Here is a 22393-nt window from a genome sequence, read left to right as displayed (position 1 = left end):
TTAGGGAGTTCGCATGAGTTTTGAGTTATTCACCACGCCCGAGGGATTCGAACAGCGTTCGCTGGCGGAGTTTTCCGAGCAGGCTTATCTCAACTACGCCATGTATGTCATTCTCGACCGCGCGTTGCCGAGCGTGTGCGATGGCTTGAAACCCGTGCAGCGGCGCATCATCTATGCGATGAGTGAACTTGGCCTGACGGCTGCTTCAAAGCACAAAAAATCTGCCCGCACCGTGGGGGATGTGATTGGTAAATTTCATCCGCATGGGGATTCGGCTTGCTATGAAGCCATGGTGTTGATGGCGCAGCCCTTTTCTTACCGTTATCCGCTGGTGGACGGGCAGGGCAACTTCGGCTCGCCCGATGATCCCAAATCCTTCGCCGCCATGCGGTACACCGAATCCCGCCTGACAGCGTACGCCCAAAGCCTGCTTTCGGAGGCCGGACAAGGCACCGTGGACTGGCAGCCGAACTTCGATGGCACGCTGGAAGAGCCCGTTCTTTTGCCTGCCCGTCTGCCGAATGTATTGCTCAACGGCGGCATGGGGATTGCCGTGGGTTTATCGACCGACATTCCCCCGCATAATTTGCGGGAGGTCGTGGCGGCAACGGTCGCCTTGCTGGATGCGCCGGATAGCTCGATTGAAGACCTGGTGCGACATCTGCGCGGACCCGATTTCCCGACCGAGGCGGAAATCATCACCCCGCCGGATGAATTGCTGCAGATGTACCGCAGTGGCACGGGCTCGGTGCGTCAGCGGGCGCGCTATGAGCTCGATCAGGGCGAAATCGTGATCACCGCGCTGCCGTTTCAAGTCTCTGGTAGCAAGGTGCTCGAACAGATCGCCGCGCAGATGAACGCCAAAAAACTCCCGCTGGTGAGTGACCTGCGCGATGAATCCGATCACGAAGCGCCGACCCGTCTGGTCATCGTGCCGCGCAGTCGGCAAGTGGATGCCGATGCCCTGATGGCGCACCTGTTCGCGACAACCGATCTGGAAAAAAGTTACCGGGTCAATTTCAATGTCATCGCGCGGGATGGCCGCCCCCGCGTCATGAACCTCAAGGGATTGCTGCAAGAATGGCTGGCGTTTCGCACCGAAACACTGACGCGTCGCATTCGCTGGCGGCTGGAGAAGGTTCAAGCGCGACTGGAAATACTGGCCGGCTTACTGATCGCGTTTTTGCATATCGATGAAGTGATCGCGGTCATTCGCGAGGCCGATGAACCCAAGGCCGAACTCATCAGCCGCTTTGCTTTGACGGAACGCCAGGCCGAAGCGATTCTCGAAATTCGCCTGCGCCAATTGGCGCGGCTGGAAGAAATCGCCATCCGGCAGGAACAGGCTGAGTTATCTGCGGAACAGACGGAATTGGCGCGGTTGCTGGCAGAACCAGATGCCCTGCGGCAGCGATTGCGCGAAGAACTGCTGGCAGACGCCAAACAGTTCGGCGATGCCCGCCGTTCCCGCCTGGTGACCCGCGATGCCGCGCAGGCATTGTCTGAAACCGCCCTGATTACCAGCGAGCCGGTGACCGTGGTATTGAGCCAAAACGGCTGGATTCGCGCGGCAAAAGGGCATGAGGTCGATCCGGTCGGACTCTCGTACAAAGCCGGCGATGCCTATCTGGCGCATGTGCAGGGAAAATCGACCCAAACGCTCGTATTGTTCGATGACACTGGGCGTTGTTACGCGTTGGCGGTGCATAGCCTGCCGTCTGCACGGGGGCAGGGCGAGCCTTTGACGGGACGCCTGAGCCCGCCCACGGGCGCCCGTTTTACCCAGCTTTGCCTTGCGGATGAAGGCGATACCATCCTGCTCTGGCAAGACAGTGGTTATGGTTACCGCGTGCCGTACAGCGAACTTCTCAGCCGACAGCGCGCCGGTAAAGTGCAGATCAGCCTAGGCGAAGGCAGCCAACTTGGCGCCCCTGTGAAGATTCCCGCCAGCGCGCGCCACCTCGCGCTGGCCAGCAGTGACGGTCATGTGCTGATCGTGTCGTTGGATGAAATTCCCGAGCTCAACAAAGGACGAGGTAACCGGCTGATGAGCTTGAAGCCTGGCGCCAAACTCTGCTATGTCGTCTGTCTTGCGCCAGAGCAGGTGCTAAAGGTTCAATCCGGTGCGCGCAGCATCACCCTAAAAGGCGTGGATTTTGAACACTATACCGGCAGCCGCGCGACCCGAGGGCGGCTCCTGCCCCGGGGCTTCCAGCGGGTCGATGGATTGCTGGCGACAGAAATTTAGCCGGATTCGATGTGTAGTGGTCTAATCAAAACGGACATTTCTACCTTGCTCAAAGCGGGTATTAATAATTTGCTACACAAGCCGATTTGCTGCCTTGACGCTAAGCGCTCTGTGGTCTACCATGCTGCGCCTGCTGAATAGTCGCGTAGCTCAGTGGTAGAGCATCACCTTGACATGGTGGTGGTCGGTGGTTCGATCCCACTCGCGACTACCATTTCTTTCAGTTTTTTCGAAAAAACTGGATGAAGCCCGCGCTGATCCCAGTTCGCGGGCTTTTTTATTGCTTCGGTCAAACCGCGCTGCAAGGCTGACTGCATGGGTCGGTTGGTCGGTGGTAGACTACTGCTCTGTTTTGATTCTTCGACCGTTCGAGATTAATTCTCTTGTATTCCAACCGTCCCGTGCCTGTGCATATTTCCGCCGCCGAACATGGCATCACGCCCGAGCAGATTAGCCACCATGCGCTGACTGTGTTGCAGCGTTTGCACGAACAGGGATATGGCGCCTATCTGGTGGGTGGCTGTGTGCGGGATGCGCTGGTCGGCCAGTTGCCGAAAGATTTCGATGTGGTGACTGATGCGCGCCCGGAACAGGTTCGGGCGTTGTTTCGGCATGCCCGGATCATTGGGCGACGGTTCCGCATCGTGCATGTCATTTTCGGTCACGAAGTGATCGAGGTCACCACCTTCCGCGGCGGTGATGACGATGCGGTGCGTCGTTCCGATCAGGGGCGCATTCTGCGGGACAATGTGTTTGGCACATTGGAGGAGGATGTCTGGCGTCGGGATTTTGCCTGCAATGCGCTGTATTACGACTTTGCGACGGCAGAGATCATTGATTTCGTCCAAGGGTGGCAGGATGTGTCGGCTGGGCGGCTGCGTTTAATCGGTAATCCTCAAACCCGATATCAGGAAGATCCGGTGCGGATGTTGCGCGCTGCGCGATTTGCCGCCAAGTTGGGCTTCAAGCTCACGGAAGATACTGCCGCTGCCATCCACCCTTGTCGGCATCTGCTGAAAGATATTGCCCCCGCGCGATTGTTTGATGAATCGATCAAGCTGTTCCAGGGGGGCTATGGTTGGTCGGCATTCGAGCAGCTGCGTGCGCTGGATTTGTTCGGTTTTCTGTTTGCCGGACTCGATGAGCTGTTGAATCGTGATTATGTGCGGATCGCGGCCTTGCTGAAGCAGATTTTGCAGGGCACGGATGAACGCGTGGCGGCGCAACTCCCCGTCAATCCCGCATTCTTGTTTGCGGGCATGTTGTGGCCGGATTTGACTCGTCGCCGGGAGTATTGGTTGCATCAACGCGTCGATTCGGAAACAGCCCTGGCGGTCGCCGCAGATGAAGTGATCGATTCTGCGGTTCGGCAGGTGGCCATTCCTCGGCGCTTGACGGATCTGATGCGGGTGCTTTGGGCGCTACAGCCGCAGTTGGAGCGCTGGGGTGCGATCGGTGAACCGGGCTTGCCGCTTGCTCAGTTGTCAGCCGATCACAAACATTTGCTGGCTCATGCTTGGTTTCGTGCCGGGCTCGACTTTCTTTGTTTGCGGGCGGCTGTGGGTGAGGTGTCTGAATCGATTTGCGCTTTCTGGCGGCAGTATGCGCCGGCGCGCGAGGCGCAGGGGGGTGAGTTGATTCCGACGCATCTGCCGGAAGATTTCGCATCGCATGGCAGCCTGCCCGATCGCCCGCGCCGCTCGCGTCATCGCCGACCCCGTCGTGCATGATGAGCGGCGATGAACGATTGACTGTCGATGCGTTCATTGCGCTCGGCAGCAACCTGGATGATCCGGTGCAGCAGATCCGCCGGGCGCTGAGGCAGCTCGATACCTTGCCGGGCACCCGGTTGTGCCAGTCGTCATCGCTGTACACGAATCCGCCGATCGGGCCGCAGGATCAGCCGGAGTTCGTGAATGCGGTGGCGCAGGTCTCGACGAGTTTGAGTGCGCAGGATTTATTGGCCGCACTCAAATCGCTCGAAAAAGCAGCGGGACGACGGCTGACCCGACATTGGGGCGAGCGCGTGCTGGATCTGGATTTGCTGACTTATGGCTCGCTGGTGAGCGCAGACCCGATTCTCACCCTGCCTCATCCGGGGATTGCCCAGCGTCGTTTTGTATTATTGCCCTGGCTGGAAATCGCGCCGGATGCCCAGTTGCCCGATGGCCGGTCAATCCAGTCATTATTGGCCGATGCGCCGGCGCACCCCCTGCATCGTTTGGATGCCCGCCAGCACGGAACCCCGGATTAACGAAGCCCCAAACCCTCGAGTCAAACCTGGAGAAATGGCGAATGAATGAGCATGTTGCGGTGTTGCGTTCTCTGCGAGAGGTGTGGGCGGCCAAGGCGGAAGGCCGTCCGATCAGCATGCTCACGGCTTATGACGCGGGGTTTGCACAGCAAGCGGTTCAGGCCGGGGTGGATTTTTTACTGGTCGGCGATTCACTGGGGATGGTGGTGCAGGGTGGGCGCGATACCTTGGGGGTGACGATCGAGGATATGGTCTATCACACCCGCCTGGTGCGCCGGGGGGCACCGACTTCCCTGGTGATGGCGGATATGCCGTTTCTGAGTGACACGAGCCCTGATGCGGCGTTTGTCCATGCCGGCGCCCTGATGCGGGCGGGCGCGGATATTGTCAAAATTGAAGGCGGCGCCGCAAAGGCGGATTTGATTGCCTCGCTGACGGAGGCGGGCATTCCGGTGTGCGCCCACATCGGCTTGCTGCCGCAACGGGTGCGACAACTCGGAGGGTATCGGGTACAGGGGCGCTCGGAGGAAGATGCCGCCCGCATTCTGACGGATGCCCGCGCGCTGGTCGATGCGGGCGCGGCGATGCTGCTGATCGAGTGTGTGCCTTCCGGTCTTGCCGAGCGGATCACGCGGCAGGCCAGCGTACCGGTAATCGGCATCGGTGCCGGGCAGGGGGTCGATGGGCAAGTCTTGGTGCTGCAGGATGTACTCGGCATGAACCCCAATCCGCCCCGTTTCGTGCGCGATTTTTTGCGGGGTCGTGGTTCGATTGTTGAAGCGCTTGCGGCCTATGTGTCGGCGGTTCAGTCCCGCCAGTTTCCTGCGGAACACGAGAGTTACGCTTGATGGACGTGTTGCGCGATCGAGCCGCACTACGCGAATGGCGTGAACGCCTGCCCACAACGGCGCGCATCGGTTTCGTTCCGACCATGGGGAATCTGCATGCCGGGCACCTCGCCTTGGTGAAACTGGCGCAGTCGCAGGCCGCCGTGGTGATCGTCTCGATTTTTGTGAACCCGCTACAGTTCAATGATCCGGCGGATCTGGCGCGTTATCCGCGCACCGAGGCGGCGGATCTGGCCGTGCTGGAGGCCGCGGGCGTCGATGCGGTTTTCATGCCGGATGCCGCCGATCTGCTTACCCTGGGGCTGGATGCGGTGCGGATTGAACCGGGCTTGCTGGCGGAGCGCTGGGAAGGCGCCGCGCGCCCGGGGCATTTTGCCGGCATGGCGACGATCGTGGCCAAGCTGTTTCATCTGGTTGCGCCGCAGTTTGCAGTATTCGGCCAGAAAGATTTTCAGCAGTTGGTCATCGTGCGCGCGATGGTGCAGTCGTTGAATTTTCCGCTGGAAATTATCGCCGGGGAGACGGTTCGCGCTGAAGATGGTCTGGCCTTGAGTTCCCGTAACCGCTTTTTGACCGCAGCCGAGCGGCAGATTGCGCCGTTCTTGCACCAGCAATTGCAGGCAGCGGCGGCGGCGATTCGCGCCGGTGACGAGATCGATGCTGTGCTGCAAGATGCCCACGCCCGACTCGGTGAAGCGGGGTTTGTTGTTGAATATTTTGCGCTATGCGATCAACGCAGTCTGGCGCCGACAGTTGTACCCGAAGGGGCCGTGTTGTTGACGGCCGCGCGCTTAGGCGCGGTTCGGCTGCTGGATAACCTGCTGCTGTGAGCGGGTGCCTTGTGTCACAATCACGCCCGAATCAATGAGGTTTGCCCACACAATGAACCCAAACTACCTGGATTTTGAACAGCCGATTGCTGAATTGGACGCCAAGATTCGTGAACTGCGGGTCATGGATGATTCGGCTGGGCTGAACATCAATGAAGAGATCGCGCGCCTGGAGAGCAAGAGTCAGGAGCTGACCCGCTCGATTTTCAGCAATCTGACGGCATGGCAGGTCAACCAGATTGCCCGCCACCCGCAGCGCCCTTATGCCGCGGATTATTTTTCGCACATGCTGACAGAGTTCACCGAGCTGCATGGCGACCGTGCCTTCGCCGATGATGCCGCCATCATGGGCGGGACGGCGCGGCTGGATGGCATTCCGGTGATGGTTATCGGCCAGCAGAAGGGGCGGGATACCAAAGAAAAGATTCGCCGGAACTTCGGTATGCCGCGCCCCGAGGGCTACCGTAAAGCCAAACGGCTGATGGAACTGGCGGCCAAGTTCCGACTTCCGGTGCTCACCTTCATCGACACCCCCGGCGCGTATCCCGGCATTGATGCCGAAGAGCGGGGACAAAGTGAAGCGATTGCGCGAAATCTATTCGTGATGGCTGATCTGCCGACCCCGATCATCGTCACCATTATCGGCGAAGGGGGCTCGGGCGGCGCCTTGGCGATAGGTGTCGGGGATCATGTGATGCAGCTGCAATACAGCACATATTCGGTGATTTCACCGGAGGGTTGCGCGTCCATTCTCTACAAAAGTGCGGAAAAAGCCCCCGAGGCCGCGGAATCGCTGGGGATTACTGCGCCCCGGCTGCTCGAATTGGGGCTGATCGACGAAGTGGTGCCCGAGCCTTGCGGGGGCGCGCACCGAGATCCACTGCGCATGGCGGAAACCCTCAAGGCTTCGCTCAAACGCGCCTTGCTCAAGCAGATGAATGCGCCGATCGAGCGCCTGCTCGCGCGGCGGTATGAGCGGTTGATGCAATACGGTCAATACAGTACGGGTTGATGCTGTCGTGACGCCGGCAGAATCGGTGCTCACTCGGTTTGATGTGCCGGTGCCTCCCCCCGTGCAGGGGCGTCCAGTCATTCTGGCGAGTTCGGGCGGCGCGGATTCCCTCGGGGCGCTGCGAATCCTGCATCACTGGATGCAGTGCGGAAAAATCCCGGCTCTGTCTGTGGTCAGCATCAATCATCAAATTCATCCGGATGCCGCAAGCTGGAGCGAGCGAGCCTGCGCGCAGGCGGCCGCGTTGGGCGTGCCCGCGACGGTTATGACTGTCGCGCTGCCTGCGGTGACCGAGCAGGGTCATCATTCCCTCGAAGCCCGCGCCCGCGAGGCGCGCTATGCGGCGCTGGCCGAAGCATTGGCGGCAAGTCCATCGTCAGTTCTGGTCACCGCGCACCATCAGCAGGATCAGGCCGAGACCGTCCTGCTGGCATTGCTGCGCGGGAGCGGTTCGGCGGGTTTGGCCGCAATGCCGGTGTGTGCGCTCTTTGCGGGAAGCTGGCATTGGCGTCCCTTTTTATCGCTGGCTCAGGCGGACTTGCGCGGGCTTGCGGCAGAATTTCCCGTGGTGGTGGTGGAAGACCCGAGTAACCTCGATACGGCCTGTGATCGCAATTATCTGCGTCACGAAGTCTTGCCGCTGCTGCAGCGCCGCTGGCCTACGGCAGTGACCCAACTGGCACAGACGGCGGAAGTGGTTGCGGAAGAGCGTTTCGCGTTGCAGGAATCCGCGCTGCGTATATTTCCCGAGATTTTGACCGCGCAGGCGCTGCCACTCGGCGTGCTGCAAGGGGTGTCACGCCCCGCCCAGGCCAGCCTGTTGCGGGTCTGGATTCAAGCACAGGGCGCCTTGATGCCGCCCCGGAGTCGGCTCATGGAGTTTCTCCGCCAAATCCATGCGGCGCGCCCGGATCGTCAGCCCGTCTTGCAGTGGGGGCGGTGGATGATCCAACGGGATCGGGGGCTTCTGCATTGGGTGGCCGAGATGCCGCCAGCGGAGACTCCGCACGAGACTTTAGACTGGCCGGATCCTCAGCAGCCGATCCCTTTACCAACCGGTGTGCGTTGGGTGCTGCGCCCTGCGACTTCGGAAGATACCGAGATCATCGCTGAAGACTGCCTGAGCCGCAGTTGGCGGATCCGCCCGTGGCGTTCGGCGGATTTATTGCGGGTGACGGCCGGTGCACGGCGTCGCATCAAGACCTTGTTTCAGTCGCGGGGGGTTCCGGTGCGCGATCGACGCCAGTATCTGCTGATCGAAATTGACGCAGTGCCCGTCTGGGTGCCCGGCCTGGCGCTGGATATGCACTATCGTGGCACGGCGGGTCATGGCTGGGCGTTGCACATCGAACGGGGGGCGTGAGTGGATGGAACGGGATCAATTGCTGAATTACTGCGACACATTGTTGAATGTCGCCGCGTGGCGGGACTATGCGCCGAATGGCTTGCAGGTCGAAGGTCGCGCGCAGATTGATCGGCTGGTTACCGGCGTGACCGCATCGGCCGCACTCATCGAGGCGGCGCTGGATATGCGTGCCGATGCCATTCTGGTTCATCACGGCTATTTCTGGAAAAACGAGCCGCCGCAAATTACCGGCATGAAATATCGTCGGATCAAGCAACTCATTCAAAACGACATCAATTTGATTGCCTACCATTTACCCCTCGATGACCACCCGCTCTATGGCAATAATGCCGGGATGGCTGACTTGTTGGGATTATCCAATCTCAGCCGGTTTGGCCATCAACAACTGGCCTGGGCAGGCGAATTGACGCAACCCTGTAGTGTGGAATCGCTGGCGGCTCTGCTGAATGCGGGATTGCAACGCCCGCCCGTGGTGGTCGGTTCGACTGAAAAATGGATTCATCGTGTGGGCTTTTGTAGTGGCGGCGCGCAGGATTATTTATCCGATGCGGCGGCGTTGGGATTGGATGCCTACATCTCGGGTGAAATCAGCGAGCGCAGCACCCACATTGCTCGCGAGTGTGACATTGTGTATTTCTCGGCCGGGCATCACGCGACCGAGCGATTCGGCGTGCAGCGACTGGGGCGGCATCTTGCCGAACAGTTCGGGCTTGAGGTGTGCTATATCGAAATCGAAAACCCAGTGTAAGGCTGCGATAAACCGGTCACAAAAGGGATTAATGACACTTGTTTGACGCCGCCGCCAAGAGCGTTGACACTCCCGGCGGCATAAGAAATCACTGATGAAAGAATTTCGGGTGCAACCCCCGAAGCACAAGCATGAGGCCGGTTCCACGGCCATAAGACGAACATAATGGGGAGTGAGTGATTGCATGGCTGAAGTTCCTGTCAATCCAGCGCGCAGGCGCTTTCTAACTGGCTCTGCGGTGGCGGTAGGCGCCGTCGGGGTCGGGTTTGCGGCGGTGCCGTTTCTGTCCTCGTTTGAGCCGAGCGCCAAGGCGCAGGCAGCGGGCGCACCGGTCGATGTGGCGGTTTCTCAGCTGGCACCGGGGCAGATGGTCACGGTCGCCTGGCGCGGGCAGCCGATTTATGTCGTGCACCGTACCGATAAAATGGTCGAGATGCTGCCCTCGTTGGATGGCGAACTGCTCGATCCCAATAGCAAGGTGGCAAGCCAGCAGCCTCCATTTGCCGATAATTTCTACCGCGCGCGGAAAAAAGAATTTCTGGTGCTGATCGGGGTCTGCACCCACCTGGGGTGTGCGCCGACCTATCGTCCAGAAGTCGCGCCCAAGGATTTGGGACCCGAGTGGAAAGGTGGGTTTTTCTGCCCTTGCCACGGTTCGAAATTCGATCTGGCGGGTCGTGTGTTCAAAGGTGTGCCGGCTCCGTTGAATTTGGTCGTGCCAGAGTATGCATTCGTCAATGATGGGCTGATTCGCGTGGGCGTAGCGGAGATTCGTGCATGATTCGAAAGATTTCTAAGTGGGTCGATGACCGGTTGCCGGTGTCGCATTTCTGGAATGCGCATCTCGCAAAATATTATGTGCCGAAAAATTTTAATTTTTGGTACTACTTCGGTTCGATTTTATTGGCAGTGTTTGCGATTCAAATCGTGACCGGTATCTGGTTGGCGATGAATTACAAACCCTCCGCGGCAGACGCCTTTAATTCCGTGGAATATATTATGCGAGATGTCAGCTGGGGCTGGCTAATTCGCTATATGCACTCCACAGGCGCGTCCTTCTTTTTTATTGCCGTCTATCTGCATATGTTCCGCGGCATGATGTATGGCTCCTACAAAAAACCACGAGAACTCATCTGGATTTTTGGGGTGCTGATTCTCCTGGTGCTGATGGCAGAAGCCTTTATGGGCTATTTGCTGCCTTGGGGGCAAATGTCTTTCTGGGGCGCTCAGGTCATCATTTCCCTGTTTGGCTCGATTCCCTACATCGGCCCGGATCTGGCTTTATGGATTCGTGGAGATTATGTGGTTTCGGATGTCACCCTGAACCGGTTCTTCGCCCTGCATGTGATCGCGCTGCCTTTGGTGCTGCTGTTTTTGATTGGCGGCCACATCATGGCGCTGCATGAAGTCGGTTCGAACAATCCGGATGGCGTGGAAATCAAAGAGAACAAGGATGAACATGGTAAGCCGGTGGACGGTATTCCGTTCCATCCCTATTACACGGTCAAAGATTTTTTCGGTTTGGGTGTCTTTTTAATCATTTTCGCTTTCGTCGTGTTCTTTTGGCCGGACGGTGGCGGAAAGTTTCTTGAGCCGCCGAACTTTATTCCAGCCGATCCCCTGAAAACGCCGGAGCATATTGCCCCTGTTTGGTATTTTGCGCCGCATTATGCGATTTTGCGCGCGATTCCGGATAAGTTTCTTGGTGTTTTAGCCATGGGCTCGGCCATCCTGATTCTGTTCTTCTTGCCCTGGCTGGATCGCAATGTAACGAAATCCATTCGTTACCGCTCGATGGCGTTCAAAGTGCTGCTGTTTTCGTTCGTTATCGCGTTCATTGGTTTGGGGTATCTTGGAACGCAACCGGTGACCTTCTGGAATACCTTGTTTGCGCGGATATTTTCCGTGGTTTATTTCGGCTATTTCTTTGCCTTGTTTTTTGTCAGTAAATATGAAAAAACCAAGCCGGTACCGGAGCGATTGACATGATGAAGTCTGTGTTTTTTCTGGTGATTGGCTTGTTGGCTTCATTGGGTGCCCATGCGGCGGACAATCCGGCCATTCCTTTGAAACATATCTCGCTGGATTTGTCGGATAAGGCCGCGCTGTATCGCGGGGCGCAAACATTCCAGGCGATGTGCGAGACTTGTCACAATGCCGATAATTTGCGCTATGAACGGCTGGCGCAGGATCTGTCCCTGAGTAAAACCCAACTTGACCAATTGTTGCCGCCCGGCGCTAAGCCCGGAGATGTCATGCATGGCTTTATGCCCGCAGAATACGCGCAACAGGTTTTTGGCGTGGTTCCGCCGGATTTGACCTTGATTGCTCGGGTCAAGGGTGCCGATTGGCTGTACACCTACCTTACTTCCTTTTATGCCGACCCAGCCAAGCGTTGGGGCGTGAATAATGCGGTATTCCCGGGCGTGGGCATGCCAAATGTATTTGCGGCAGAGCAGGGCGTGCAGGAGCCAATCTTCACAACCGTGAAATTGCCGGATGGGACAACGGAACAGCGCTTGTCCGGCCTCAAAGCGCCCACAATCCCCGGCAATATGCCGCCAGCGGAATTCGAGCAACAGGTGCGGGATCTGGTGGCCTTCATGGTTTATATGGCTGAACCGGCCCGGATGCAACGGATGCACTATGGGCCGTATGTTTTGGCGTTTCTGCTGTTGTTCACCGTGTTGATGTATTTCGTCAAGAAAGAATATTGGCGGGATGTCCCGAAAGGGAACAAGGCCACCTAAGCTGGCGCGTTTAGGCGATCAATAGGCGGGGATGCGCTTGAGGATACGCGCCCTGATGTACGAAGCCCGGCATGCCGGGCTTCCTTATGCGTGCTTTTTAGTGGGCACCTCGAAAAACCTACTGCGCGAACGGATTGCGGCGTCATTTCCTAACGCGGAGCTGGCGTAAGCCCGTTCATCCCTCGCCTATCTACTTGATATGTCCCGGGGATTCGCTGCGGGATTCCTTGCACTCCATCCGTTCGTGACGGTGTTTCGGGTTGCCCTAGCGTCAGAACGGGTTAGCTATTGATATTGAAAATCCATTCCAGCGCAATTTTGCTGCCGAAGTAGGCCAGAACCAGGGCACCATAACCAGACAATACCCAATGGACTGCCGTTTTCCCGCGCCACCCGGCGAGATGACGCCCCGTCAGCAGCGCGGCGAAAATCAGCCAAGCCACGACGGAAAGCACGGTTTTGTGGACGAGGTGTTGGGCGAAGATATTGTCGAGGAACAAAAATCCGGTTGCCAGCGCCAGCGTGAGCAGGATAAATCCCACGCCGATGAAGCGAAACATGAGTTGTTCTACGGATTCCATCGGTGGCAGCAGCCGCACCAACCCACCGGGATGGCGGGAATGCAGCGCTCGGTGTTGCCAGGAGAGCATGGCGCCTTGCAGCGCGCCTAATGTAATCAAGGCGTAGGCGACCAGTGAAAACAGAATGTGCACATCCAGTGCGGGGTTGCGGGCGTGCATCACAATGCTGTGATCCGGAGCAAATTGCGCCAGAGCCACGGAAACGGCAGTCATCGGTAGCAAGACGAGCAAAATATTTTCGACCGGGCTCTTGAAGCTACTGATCAGGGTGATCAGCGAAGAAATCCAGAAAATCGCCGATAACGCATTGAATACGCTCATGTTTAAGCTCATGAGATGTTCAAGATAAGCGTTTTGATAAATCAGAGCGGCATTGCCGAGCATGGCGAGGGTGGCGAGCGACAAGGCCGGGAGCCGCCATCGCAGCGGCGGGATGGGTGATTGACGCACGCCGACGAACAGCAGGACGGTCGCCGCGAGGTAACTGAGAATGGTCAGGAGGGTCAGGCTGTACATGAGGTCATTACATCTATGAAGCGGGGACGGCGCAAGCCAGTGGGTGCCCTGTAGCATAAGTGATTTTGATTGATTGGCAGAACAGGTGGGGTGGGCATGGTGTCTGTGTGATCTAGTCTGGAATTTTTTTGTTGGGGTTCATGATGCCGTCCGGATCGAATACGGATTTGATTCCGTGCATGATCGACAAGGCTATCGGATCGAGTTCGGCGCGGACATAGTCTCGTTTGACGGCGCCGATCCCGTGTTCACCGGACAGGGTGCCATCGAGGGCGAGTACGGTTTCGAACACTTCGGATAAGGCGGATTCTGCCGCAGCGAGCTCATCGGGTTGATCGGGGTTGACCAGCAGGTTGACATGAATATTCCCATTGCCGGCATGGCCGAAATTGACGATAGCGATGCGGTGACGATGGGCAATTTCATCGATCCGGGCAATCAGCGCTGGCATACGGGAGACGGGGACGACCACATCTTCATTGATTTTTTTGGGCGCGACATGGCGCAAGGTGGGTGAAAGGGCTTTGCGTGCAGCCCACAGCGCGCGGATTTCAGCCTCGTGGCGGGCCGCGCGCATATCCAGGGGGGCGAAGTTGGAGTCGTCACCTTCAGCCGCGGCCTGCGCGGACTGGAGTTCAGCGTCGAGCCCCACTTCCGCGCCATCCAGCTCAATCAGTAGCAAGGCGCCCGCAGTTGGGGGAATCTGTAAGGCCGGATCATTTTCTTGATGCTGTCGCATCAAGCTCAGCGCCCCACCGTCGATGAACTCGATGGCCGAAGGGGTGACGGGCAGGCGCATCAGACGGGAAACGGCGGCGGCGGCGGCGTGCATATCGCGATAGTAGGCACGCAGCAGCCGGGTTCCCTCCGGGCATGGGGTGAGTTTGAGCGTGAGTTCGGTGATGATGCCGAGCGTGCCTTCGCTGCCGATCATCAGGCGCGTGAGATCGTAACCGACCACTCCTTTTGTGGTTTGTGTGCCGGTGCGGAGCGTCTCACCGGTTCCCATAACTGCTTTGAGCCCAAGAATATGATCCCGCGTGGTGCCATATTTCACCGCATGCGGGCCGCCAGCATTACAGCCGGCATTGCCGCCGATGGTGCAGATTGCCTGACTGGTCGGGTCGGGTGGCCAAAAAAAACCGGCGGGGCGAATGGCGGCTTGCAGATCGCCATTCAACAGGCCGGCCTGGACGCGAATCAACCGGTCTTCGGGGCGGAATTCGAGGATTTGATTCATGTGATCGAGTGCAATCACGAGGCCGCCGAACAGGGGCACGCTGCCGCCTGCCGTTCCGGTGCCGCGCCCGCGCGCCGTGACCGGGACTTTGTGATCCCGCGCGGCACGCACCAGATATTCGACTTCCTCATGGGATTGCGGAAATGCCACGATATCCGCCGCATGGTGCAGGCGGCTGTTATCCATGCCGTATGCCCAGCGGGTGGCCAACGTTCGGCTCCGGCGTTCGGGCGGAAGTTGCTGCGCGATCGTTTGCCAGAGGGCGTCGAGCGCGGTCGGGCTGGGTGTCATTCGGTTAATCCCAGCAATTGGCGGTCGATCAGATCGCAGAGCGTGTGGATGATGATCAGCTCGGCTTCATGCACCCAATGCTCATTTTCGAGTGCCAGACAGATCAACGGATCTTGCGGATGAATGATCGGCGTTAATTGCTCGGCGTGATTGCTGCCGGTGAGCAGAATCACCACCATGCCCCGCTCATGTGCAGCGGCGATGGCGGGCTGCATGCCATCTGCATCGCGTCGGGCAATCACGAACAGAATGTCATCGGCGCCACCGAGTGCCCGAATGGCTTTCGCATAGGGTTCGTGACCGCCGGGGAATTCCTGGAGCGAAATGACGGGGAGCCCCGGGCGGTGATGCTCAAATTGCCCGACCATCAATCGGGCGAAGTGCGCGGCCAGTTGCGAACGCTCCCGTGCGCCGCAGGCCAGAATTTTTTGGCCGTTCATGATGGCGTGCAGCATGGTATTGGCCGCCTGCAGAATGGCATCGGCCTGCGGTGTGATCACGCGCTCGAGCGTATCGAGCGTGCGACGAAGGCGCTGTTGAACGAGCGGAATCATGAGGTTGGGGTTCCTGAATCAGGTTGCGCTGCCATCAAACGCATCGGGCAGCCAGTGTACGGTGTTCTGTTGGCCGTCGGCAGGGTTTAGGGTGATGGCCACAACATCGAAGCGGCAAGGATACTGCTGCCATTCCGGATGCTGCTGCAACCATTGGTTGGCCGTCTGTACCACGCGCTGCCGTTTTTTGGCCGTGATCGTCTCGCAGGCGGCGACGGCCGCGCCGGATTTTCTGGCACGAACCTCGACAAATACCAAGGTCTTGCCAGCCTGCATCAGCAGATCGATTTCCCCCCGACCAGCACGCAGATTGCGTCCGAGCGGCTTCAAGCCTTTTGTTCGCAGGAACGCTTCCGCCTCGCGCTCGGCGGCATGGCCAACCGCTAGACTTGGTTCGGATGCTGGATTCACGGCGATGGCGGGGCGGGGGCGGTTTGAGCAGCGCCATCGGGTGGGGGCTGCGGGGTGATGGGTGCCGGGGCAGCCGTTGGCGTCGGCGTTGGGACGGAAGGAGCGTCTGATTCCGCCGGTGTGGCTGCATCACCCGGCTGGATTTGATCGAGCGCTGGGGGCGAACTGGTATCGAGGACGGTGCTGGGCAAATTCGAGCTGTCCGTGCCGACGAAGGGTTGCAGCAGACCTTGACGGAATTGCCCCCAGGCCGGCTTGCGTTCGATGTTGCCGGTGGGCGCTAGGCTGAGGGTGCCGGTCAACCCGGTGAGGCTCTGGCCATTGAGTAGCGGGTTCAGGTTAGCGGCGATGAGGAGCGCATCGGCACCAAAGGCAAACAACCGTGGCAGCGGCGAGAGGCTCGCCCGTTCATAGGTGGCGCGCATCGGATCATCCGGCCCTGAATTGCCCGCCAGCAGCAGCGGCTCGACCGGAATGACCAGGCCGCTTTTATCTTGATCGCTCATCGGGTTGGGCGTGCCGCTGTAGATCATGCCAATCCCATATCGCGGCAGTTGATCGGCACCGAAATAATCCAGTTGCGGCACGATCATACGAACCTGCTGGCCGGTCGCCCCGAGAAAAATGCCCTGGGCATCTGTACTGATTTTGGGTTGAAAGCTTTGTTTGCTGGTCGAATAGACCCCGAGCAATTGCCGGATCTGCCCAGAGAAATCCGTGGTGGACGGCGCAAAATACGCGACATCGATCAGTTTCCCGCCCAGCAGGCTGTATTCCTGTCGGAAGGCCGAGCAAATCCGGTGACCGAGGCCGTTATCCGGACATAGAGCCAGTGCGGTCATTTTTTGATCCCGAATCATCTGATCCGCTGTGGCTCGGGCATCGGCATCCGGTGAGAGCGAATCACTGATGACTCCGTGCGGCAGTGCGGTGCCATCGGGCGGGGTATTGAGCGCGATGATGGGCGGCGCATCGGCGGGCAGGTTATTCAGCGCGGCAAACTGTTCTTTGAGCAAGGGGCCGATAATCAATGCCGGGTGGCTGGCGAGCGCCGTGCTCAATGCAGAGTTGAATGAGGCGAGCGTGTTGCCGCTGTCGACGACTTGCAGCGTTTGATTGGCGGCCAGCCCCAGACGGTCATGCGCAAAATTCAATCCATCGGTGATGGCGGTGCTGACGGGTTGATAATCCCCCGACAGCGGAAGCAGGACGACGATCGCGCCCTCACTGTTCGTACTGGGTTTGAGTTCAGCCACGCTACTCACCTGGCTGGTAAGCAGGCCAGTAAAGCCCGAGGTGACGGCGGGATGATCGGGATGGTTCTTGATCCAGCTCGCCAGTTCACCGGGGCGGCTGCGAAAAATGATGGTGAGATTCAACCAGCCTTCGAAGGTCGGGTTGCTTGCGGATTGGCTGGCTTGAATCAGGCTGTCAATTGGCGCGGCTGTCAATAAATTCCACAGCTTGGCTCGGTTTTGATCGGCGGCCTGACCGGTTAGATACTCGTTGAGTGCCGAGCGCTGACGGGCGGCATCGATCGGCTGTTGCGCGGCTTCATCCATATTGGCCAGCAGCAACAGGCGTCGGGCGGCTTCGTCCGGGGCGAGCGGCAGTGGCAAATTTTGCACCAGCCGTTTTCCGGCGGCCAGATCACCCTGCTGCCAGCGTGCGAATCCTTCCAGTAAAGCCGCGCGGCGCGGTGAAACGGTGGCCCATTGTGACTGGGTATTAGCTTGACTGAACAGACGATTGGCCAGGCTGAATTGCTCGGCGTCGATCGCAGTTTCCAGCGCCCGCATTTGACCTTCGGCACGGCTCAGGCCGCTGGATTGGTTGGCCAATGCCATCTCTGCCTGGGCGATGCGCTCGGGCTCGCGGCTCGCAATGGCCTGGTTCAGTTCGGTTTGTGCCTTGCTGGCGGTGCCGCTGGTGGGATACGGATTCTGCGCGCACCCGGCGAGTGTCAACAACAGAGCCGCCAGCAACAGGCCAGGCAACAGGGACGGGATCGGCAGGCCGACTTTGGGCTGAAAGCGCTTCAAGGTCAAAACGAACACCGGGTCACCTTTGCTGTAAAGAATCATGAGGATGGAGCGATCAAAATTCTGAACGGAATTGATTGGTCGCTTCAATCAATTGCACCGTATCATGATAAAAATTTTTTCACGGCGCAAGAAACCTCCATGAACGATCCGCAACCGACCGAGGGCGATTTTTTGCCGATGGATGAATATGATGAGGCGATAGACCATGCGCCGATGACGACGCGCTGGGTGAGCCCTGGGGTGCTGTATCTCGTGGCGACCCCGATTGGTAATCGGGCGGACTTTTCCCAGCGGGCGCAAGCCGTGTTGTCCGGTGTGGATGCCATCGCCTGCGAGGACACCCGACATGCCCGCCCTTTGCTCACGCATTTTGGCATTCACACACCCCTGTGGGCGGTGCATCAGCACAACGAAGCGGCGCAGGCGCAACACATCATTGCTGCGTTACAGGCGGGCAAGGCCATTGCGGTGATCAGCGATGCGGGCACGCCGGGGATCAGTGATCCGGGTAGCCGATTGGTGCGTGCCGTGGCGGCGGCCGGGTTGGTCGTCAGCCCCGTGCCGGGGGCTTCAGCGGTGATTTCGGCCTTGTCTGCCTCGGGTTTTGGCGATCAACCCTTCTGGTTTGAAGGATTCCTTCCCTCCAAGGTGGCGGCGCGGCGCGTTCGTTTACAGACCTTGCAATCCGTGGCGGCCACCTTGGCATTTTATGAGGCACCGCATCGCATTGGCGAGATGCTGCAGGATGCCTGCGCCATCCTGGGCGCCGAGCGGCCGGTTGTCATTGGGCGGGAACTGACGAAGCGATTCGAATCGATCGTGCATACCACGCTGGCGGATGCCTGTGCCGCGATCGAGTCGGGGCGAATTCCGGCACGCGGCGAGTTTGTGGTGCTGGTTGCCGCCGAATCGTCCAGCGAACCTGCGCGGGAAGCTGTCGCGGTTGATCGGTTGTTGACTGTTCTGCACGAAGAAGGGGTGTCGGCACGCAGTATGGCGCGGGTCTTGGTCGAGGTGGCGGGCTTTAGGCGGAACGAAGCCTATGCCCGCGCCCAGGCGGTGACCGGCAAAGCAATCCCATCACCGCTGGCTCAAGACTGAGCGCCTTGTCAGAACGGCTGGGCGCTCGGTAGTATGCCGGGTTTAATCCGGCGAAAAGCGTCGGATACCTTTACAATGCACCGATTACGCGATTTTGGTACGGAGTTGTTCAGCCTCATGGCTATTCCACAGATGACGGGCAGTATGGTGGCGTTGATTACGCCGATGCAGGCAGATGGCGCGGTGGATTTCCCGGCGCTGCTGAAGCTGATTGATTTCCACTTGGCTTCTGGCACCGATGCCATCGTCGCGGTTGGTACCACCGGTGAATCCGCTACGCTGGATGTCGATGAGCATATTGCCGTGATCGATGCCACCGTGCGTGCCGTGGCGGGGCGGATTCCGGTCATCGCCGGAACTGGTGCGAATAACACCCGAGAAGCGATTGCGCTGGCAACGGCCGCCGCTGAAGCTGGCGCTGATGCGCATCTCTCGGTAACCCCCTACTACAACCGACCCACACAGGCCGGGTTGATCGCGCACTTCACGGCGATTGCGGAAGCTGTTGACCTGCCGATGATTTTATACAATGTCCCGGGGCGAACCGGGGTGGATATGCAGGTGGCTACGACGCTGGCACTGGCAGCGCATCCGCGCATCGTCGGCACCAAAGAAGCCAGTGGCTCCCTAGAACGGATGCGGGCTTTGATCGATGGCGCGCCCAGCGGCTTCGCCGTGTACAGTGGTGATGACAACTTGAGTTGTGCCGCGATTCTGTCCGGCGCCGCGGGTACGATTTCGGTCACCGCGAATGTTGCCCCGGCGCTGATGCACGAGATGACCGCAGCCGCCTTGCGCGGGGATGCCGAGGCGGCGCAGGCACTGGATGCCCGCCTGATGGGTTTGCATCGGGAGCTGTTTTGCCAGCCGAACCCGATTCCTGCCAAGTGGGCGGTGGCCGAACTGGGGCTGTCACCAGCGGGTATCCGACTGCCATTGCTGCCGCTGGAACCGGCGTTTATCCCCCAGGTGCGTGCGGCGATGATCGATGCCGGTGTTCTGACGGTTTAATCTCCGCGCTGGAATGCTGGTTTGCCCCCACAATATTCGTTAATCTCCTGCCACTTCAATCCATCCGGAAACTACGCCTCATGAGTTCCTCTGCCGCTTCTTTTTCGCGTTTCAAACTGAGCCTGCTGGTGGGGCTTGCCCTGAGCACGGGTGCGCTCTCCGGTTGCTCGTCCATTCCCTTTTTTGGCAGTGACAAGCCTGCACCGCGGGCGGCAACCCTAGATGTTCCGCCCGCGTTCACCCCGCCCAGTCCGAGCGCCGAGCTGGCTTTGCCGGAAATTGCCTCAGCCAAGGCATTGGCGGCTGAGAACCGCGCCAATCGCAGCGGGGTGCTGGTTGGGAGTAACGGGGTGCAGGTGATGGGCGGGGCGGATTCCCGTTATCTCGCCGTGGCTGCCGCGCCCGATGCCGTTTGGCCAAAACTGCAGGATTTCCTGCAGGATGAAGGCTATGTGATCAAAAAAATCGATCCGGCGGCAGGTTATATGGAAACCGACTGGACGGGGGTTCAGTCGGCGGCTAACACGGGGTTTGATCTGATGAGTTTTCTCAAGATCGCCAAAGACACCTTCTTCAAGCCGGATCACATCGAAAAACTGCGGCTGCGCATCGAGAAGGGTGATTCGGGCAACCAGACCCTGGTGTTCGTGACCGCGCAAAAAATGGATTTGACGGGGGAAAAACCTTATTTCCCTGGCGATGAAGAATCTTCGTTCAAATACGCCAATGCCAAACCGGATAACACGCTTTCTGCCAATATGATGGCGCGGTTGACCTCGTATCTTTCTGGCAAAACCGAGGCGGAGTCCCGTGCCCTGATGGCGCAGAATTTCGCGCCCCGTTCCAAAATCCTGTTCAACGAGGACAAAGACCAGCGCTATCTCATTGTGAGCCAGCCTTATCCGCAGGTCTGGAATCGTTTGGGCCTGGCCTTGGATCGTCTGGGATTCGACCCGGTGACGAGTAATATCAAGGATGGCCGGATTACCGTGACGCATAATCATCCGCAGTCCTTGTATCAAGGCATGAATCTGCGTGGAAAAACCGTGGGCGCCCATGCCAAGATCCAGTTGGAACTCCGTGCTAAGCCCCAGCCGGATGGCACCGTGCGCATTGATGTTGAGAAATTGACGGTCACGGGCGGCGAATTGCCGGATCCCCGGTTTGCGGTGCTGAGCCAGATTAACAGCCAGCTCGAATAATTTTCTACCGCTGGGTTTTGTGCTGGTAAATGGCAACCCCCGCCGATGTGCGGGGGTTTTTTTATTGACGGCTGACCCTCGCAGGGCAGCCAGACGGGCGCGCGATGCTTGCGATATACTGCGCCGGTTTTTCTTCAAGACAAAAGCGTTATGAGCAAGCAATCTGGCATCAAAAAAGTCGTTCTCGCCTATTCCGGCGGGCTGGATACCTCAGTCATTCTCAAATGGTTGCAGGATGTGTATGACTGCGAGGTGGTGACCTTTACGGCGGATCTCGGGCAGGGGGATGAATTGGAGCCCGCGCGGTTCAAAGCCCAGAAAATGGGTGTTAGCCAGATTTATATCGAGGATCTGCGCGAAGAGTTCATCAAAGATTTTGTGTTCCCCATGTTCCGCGCCAATGCGATTTATGAAGGCGAGTACCTGCTGGGCACCTCCATTGCCCGGCCATTGATTGCCAAGCGCTTGGTCGAAATCGCCAATGCCACCGGAGCAGATGCGATTTCGCATGGCGCGACCGGGAAGGGGAACGATCAGGTTCGTTTTGAATTAGGTGCCTATGCGTTGAAACCGGGCATCAAAGTGATTGCGCCCTGGCGCGAATGGGATCTCACCTCGCGCGAAAAATTGATGGCCTATGCCAAACAGCATGATATTCCAGTGGATTTTGCGGCGGCCGGAAAGAAATCCCCGTATTCGATGGATGCCAATCTGCTGCATATTTCCTACGAGGGCGGCAATCTCGAAGATCCCTGGTGGACACCGGAAGAGGCCATGTGGCGTTGGTCCGTGGCGCCCGAGGCAGCGCCCGACGATGGGGTGGAGTTCGTCTTGCGCTTCGTCCAAGGTGATCCGGTGGCGATCGACGGAGAAGTGCTGTCGCCCGCGACGCTCTGGGCAAAATTGAACGCCCTCGGTGGGGCGCATGGCGTGGGTCGTCTCGATCTCGTTGAAAACCGCTATGTCGGCATGAAATCGCGGGGCTGTTATGAAACACCGGGCGGCACCATCGTGCTCAAAGCCCATCGAGCGCTGGAATCGTTGACGCTCGATCGAGGGGTCGCGCATCTGAAAGATGATCTGATGCCCCGGTATGCCGAGATGATTTACAACGGTTACTGGTGGTCGCCGGAGCGGAAAATGCTGCAGGCCGCGATTGACGCATCGCAGGCTTATGTCAACGGTGAAGTTCGTGTGCGCCTGTACAAAGGCACCGTACAAATTCTGGGGCGTCGCTCGGATGACTCGCTGTTCGATCCGACGATTGCGACATTCGAGGAAGACGCCGGGGCGTATGACCAACGCGATGCGGCGGGCTTCATCAAGCTCAACGCCCTGCGTTTGCGTATTGCCGCGAAAGCCGGTCGCACCCTCTGAGCATGGGG

20 protein-coding genes and 1 tRNA gene are annotated in these 22393 nt (G+C 58.8%); 16 read left to right on the top strand and 5 right to left on the bottom strand.

Going from position 1 to position 22393, the window contains the following annotated elements; genetic code table 11:
• The first annotated feature begins 13 nt into the window (after positions 1-13).
• The 12 genes from parC to VOI35_RS05660 all read left to right on the top strand — a co-directional run bounded on the left by parC (position 14) and on the right by VOI35_RS05660 (position 12056).
• Complete coding sequence (gene parC, locus VOI35_RS05715) at positions 14-2248, top strand: DNA topoisomerase IV subunit A (protein ID WP_407275108.1); 2235 nt, start codon at positions 14-16, stop codon at positions 2246-2248.
• A 139-nt stretch (positions 2249-2387) separates the two neighbouring features.
• Positions 2388-2462 (top strand) — tRNA-Val (locus VOI35_RS05710).
• A gap of 169 nt (positions 2463-2631) precedes the next feature.
• Complete coding sequence (pcnB, locus tag VOI35_RS05705) at positions 2632-3978, top strand: polynucleotide adenylyltransferase PcnB (RefSeq protein ID WP_407275107.1); 1347 nt, start codon at positions 2632-2634, stop codon at positions 3976-3978.
• Entirely contained in the window at positions 3975-4502 is a 528-nt protein-coding gene (gene folK / locus VOI35_RS05700; RefSeq protein WP_407275106.1) for a 2-amino-4-hydroxy-6-hydroxymethyldihydropteridine diphosphokinase, read from the top strand. The genes pcnB and folK overlap by 4 nt, the downstream gene beginning before the upstream one ends.
• Positions 4503-4543: 41 nt before the next feature.
• The gene (gene panB, locus VOI35_RS05695; protein ID WP_407275105.1) at positions 4544-5350 is read left to right on the top strand and encodes a 3-methyl-2-oxobutanoate hydroxymethyltransferase; all 807 of its coding nucleotides are present in this window, start codon (positions 4544-4546) and stop codon (positions 5348-5350) included.
• Entirely contained in the window at positions 5350-6180 is an 831-nt protein-coding gene (panC, locus tag VOI35_RS05690; protein WP_407275104.1) for a pantoate--beta-alanine ligase, read from the top strand. Before panB ends, panC begins: the two co-directional genes overlap by 1 nt.
• 52 nt (positions 6181-6232) lie before the next feature.
• On the top strand, positions 6233-7192 hold the full coding sequence (locus VOI35_RS05685) for an acetyl-CoA carboxylase carboxyltransferase subunit alpha (RefSeq protein ID WP_407275103.1): 960 nt from the start codon (positions 6233-6235) through the stop codon (positions 7190-7192).
• A 7-nt stretch (positions 7193-7199) separates the two neighbouring features.
• Positions 7200-8555: a tRNA lysidine(34) synthetase TilS gene (gene tilS / locus VOI35_RS05680; RefSeq protein ID WP_407275102.1), complete on the top strand. Its 1356-nt coding sequence runs from the start codon at positions 7200-7202 to the stop codon at positions 8553-8555.
• A 4-nt stretch (positions 8556-8559) separates the two neighbouring features.
• The gene (locus VOI35_RS05675; protein WP_407275101.1) at positions 8560-9306 is read left to right on the top strand and encodes a Nif3-like dinuclear metal center hexameric protein; all 747 of its coding nucleotides are present in this window, start codon (positions 8560-8562) and stop codon (positions 9304-9306) included.
• A 184-nt stretch (positions 9307-9490) separates the two neighbouring features.
• Complete coding sequence (petA, locus tag VOI35_RS05670) at positions 9491-10087, top strand: ubiquinol-cytochrome c reductase iron-sulfur subunit (RefSeq protein WP_407275100.1); 597 nt, start codon at positions 9491-9493, stop codon at positions 10085-10087.
• On the top strand, positions 10084-11295 hold the full coding sequence (locus VOI35_RS05665; protein WP_407275099.1) for a cytochrome bc complex cytochrome b subunit: 1212 nt from the start codon (positions 10084-10086) through the stop codon (positions 11293-11295). The genes petA and VOI35_RS05665 overlap by 4 nt, the downstream gene beginning before the upstream one ends.
• On the top strand, positions 11292-12056 hold the full coding sequence (locus tag VOI35_RS05660; protein ID WP_407275098.1) for a cytochrome c1: 765 nt from the start codon (positions 11292-11294) through the stop codon (positions 12054-12056). The genes VOI35_RS05665 and VOI35_RS05660 overlap by 4 nt, the downstream gene beginning before the upstream one ends.
• 281 nt (positions 12057-12337) lie before the next feature.
• On the opposite strand, the gene VOI35_RS05655 is transcribed toward VOI35_RS05660, so the two are convergent.
• The 5 genes from VOI35_RS05655 to VOI35_RS05635 all read right to left on the bottom strand — a co-directional run bounded on the left by VOI35_RS05655 (position 12338) and on the right by VOI35_RS05635 (position 17706).
• Positions 12338-13153, bottom strand: coding sequence for an inner membrane protein YpjD (locus VOI35_RS05655; RefSeq protein ID WP_407275097.1), 816 nt, complete (start codon positions 13151-13153; stop codon positions 12338-12340).
• 112 nt (positions 13154-13265) lie between these two features.
• Positions 13266-14684, bottom strand: coding sequence for an FAD-binding oxidoreductase (locus VOI35_RS05650; RefSeq protein ID WP_407275096.1), 1419 nt, complete (start codon positions 14682-14684; stop codon positions 13266-13268).
• The gene (locus VOI35_RS05645) at positions 14681-15238 is read right to left on the bottom strand and encodes an SIS domain-containing protein (RefSeq protein ID WP_407275095.1); all 558 of its coding nucleotides are present in this window, start codon (positions 15236-15238) and stop codon (positions 14681-14683) included. The genes VOI35_RS05650 and VOI35_RS05645 overlap by 4 nt, the downstream gene beginning before the upstream one ends.
• Before the next feature lie 18 nt (positions 15239-15256).
• Complete coding sequence (locus VOI35_RS05640) at positions 15257-15649, bottom strand: YraN family protein (RefSeq protein ID WP_407275094.1); 393 nt, start codon at positions 15647-15649, stop codon at positions 15257-15259.
• Complete coding sequence (locus VOI35_RS05635; RefSeq protein ID WP_407275093.1) at positions 15646-17706, bottom strand: penicillin-binding protein activator; 2061 nt, start codon at positions 17704-17706, stop codon at positions 15646-15648. The genes VOI35_RS05640 and VOI35_RS05635 overlap by 4 nt, the downstream gene beginning before the upstream one ends.
• 126 nt (positions 17707-17832) lie before the next feature.
• On the opposite strand from VOI35_RS05635, the gene rsmI reads away from it, so the two are divergent.
• The 4 genes from rsmI (at position 17833) to VOI35_RS05615 (ending at position 22385) form a co-directional block, all read left to right on the top strand.
• Complete coding sequence (rsmI, locus tag VOI35_RS05630; RefSeq protein ID WP_407275092.1) at positions 17833-18795, top strand: 16S rRNA (cytidine(1402)-2'-O)-methyltransferase; 963 nt, start codon at positions 17833-17835, stop codon at positions 18793-18795.
• Between the two features lie 132 nt (positions 18796-18927).
• Complete coding sequence (dapA, locus tag VOI35_RS05625; RefSeq protein WP_407276804.1) at positions 18928-19806, top strand: 4-hydroxy-tetrahydrodipicolinate synthase; 879 nt, start codon at positions 18928-18930, stop codon at positions 19804-19806.
• Positions 19807-19886: 80 nt separating this feature from the next.
• Positions 19887-21008, top strand: coding sequence for an outer membrane protein assembly factor BamC (bamC, locus tag VOI35_RS05620; protein ID WP_407275091.1), 1122 nt, complete (start codon positions 19887-19889; stop codon positions 21006-21008).
• A gap of 150 nt (positions 21009-21158) precedes the next feature.
• Positions 21159-22385 (top strand): argininosuccinate synthase, encoded by a 1227-nt coding sequence (locus VOI35_RS05615; RefSeq protein WP_407275090.1) that lies wholly within the window; start codon positions 21159-21161, stop codon positions 22383-22385.
• Positions 22386-22393: the final 8 nt, after the last annotated feature.

The organism is Halothiobacillus sp. DCM-1, assembly GCF_045689735.1.
Classification (GTDB): Bacteria; Pseudomonadota; Gammaproteobacteria; order Halothiobacillales; family Halothiobacillaceae; genus Halothiobacillus.
The sequence above is the reverse complement of the archived record's forward strand: the minus strand, read 5'-3'. Positions and strand labels throughout refer to the sequence as shown.

Bases quoted from the DNA above. Each gene is read 5' to 3' on its own strand.
- parC (WP_407275108.1), top strand. From the start codon at position 14: ATGAGTTTTGAGTTATTCACCACGCCCGAGGGATTCGAACAGCGTTCG.
- folK (WP_407275106.1), top strand. From the start codon at position 3,975: ATGATGAGCGGCGATGAACGATTGACTGTCGATGCGTTCATTGCGCTC.
- panB (WP_407275105.1), top strand. From the start codon at position 4,544: ATGAATGAGCATGTTGCGGTGTTGCGTTCTCTGCGAGAGGTGTGGGCG.
- panC (WP_407275104.1), top strand. From the start codon at position 5,350: ATGGACGTGTTGCGCGATCGAGCCGCACTACGCGAATGGCGTGAACGC.
- VOI35_RS05685 (WP_407275103.1), top strand. From the start codon at position 6,233: ATGAACCCAAACTACCTGGATTTTGAACAGCCGATTGCTGAATTGGAC.
- VOI35_RS05675 (WP_407275101.1), top strand. From the start codon at position 8,560: ATGGAACGGGATCAATTGCTGAATTACTGCGACACATTGTTGAATGTC.
- petA (WP_407275100.1), top strand. From the start codon at position 9,491: ATGGCTGAAGTTCCTGTCAATCCAGCGCGCAGGCGCTTTCTAACTGGC.
- VOI35_RS05665 (WP_407275099.1), top strand. From the start codon at position 10,084: ATGATTCGAAAGATTTCTAAGTGGGTCGATGACCGGTTGCCGGTGTCG.
- VOI35_RS05660 (WP_407275098.1), top strand. From the start codon at position 11,292: ATGATGAAGTCTGTGTTTTTTCTGGTGATTGGCTTGTTGGCTTCATTG.
- VOI35_RS05655 (WP_407275097.1), bottom strand. From the start codon at position 13,153: ATGTACAGCCTGACCCTCCTGACCATTCTCAGTTACCTCGCGGCGACC.
- VOI35_RS05650 (WP_407275096.1), bottom strand. From the start codon at position 14,684: ATGACACCCAGCCCGACCGCGCTCGACGCCCTCTGGCAAACGATCGCG.
- VOI35_RS05645 (WP_407275095.1), bottom strand. From the start codon at position 15,238: ATGATTCCGCTCGTTCAACAGCGCCTTCGTCGCACGCTCGATACGCTC.
- rsmI (WP_407275092.1), top strand. From the start codon at position 17,833: ATGAACGATCCGCAACCGACCGAGGGCGATTTTTTGCCGATGGATGAA.
- dapA (WP_407276804.1), top strand. From the start codon at position 18,928: ATGACGGGCAGTATGGTGGCGTTGATTACGCCGATGCAGGCAGATGGC.
- bamC (WP_407275091.1), top strand. From the start codon at position 19,887: ATGAGTTCCTCTGCCGCTTCTTTTTCGCGTTTCAAACTGAGCCTGCTG.
- VOI35_RS05615 (WP_407275090.1), top strand. From the start codon at position 21,159: ATGAGCAAGCAATCTGGCATCAAAAAAGTCGTTCTCGCCTATTCCGGC.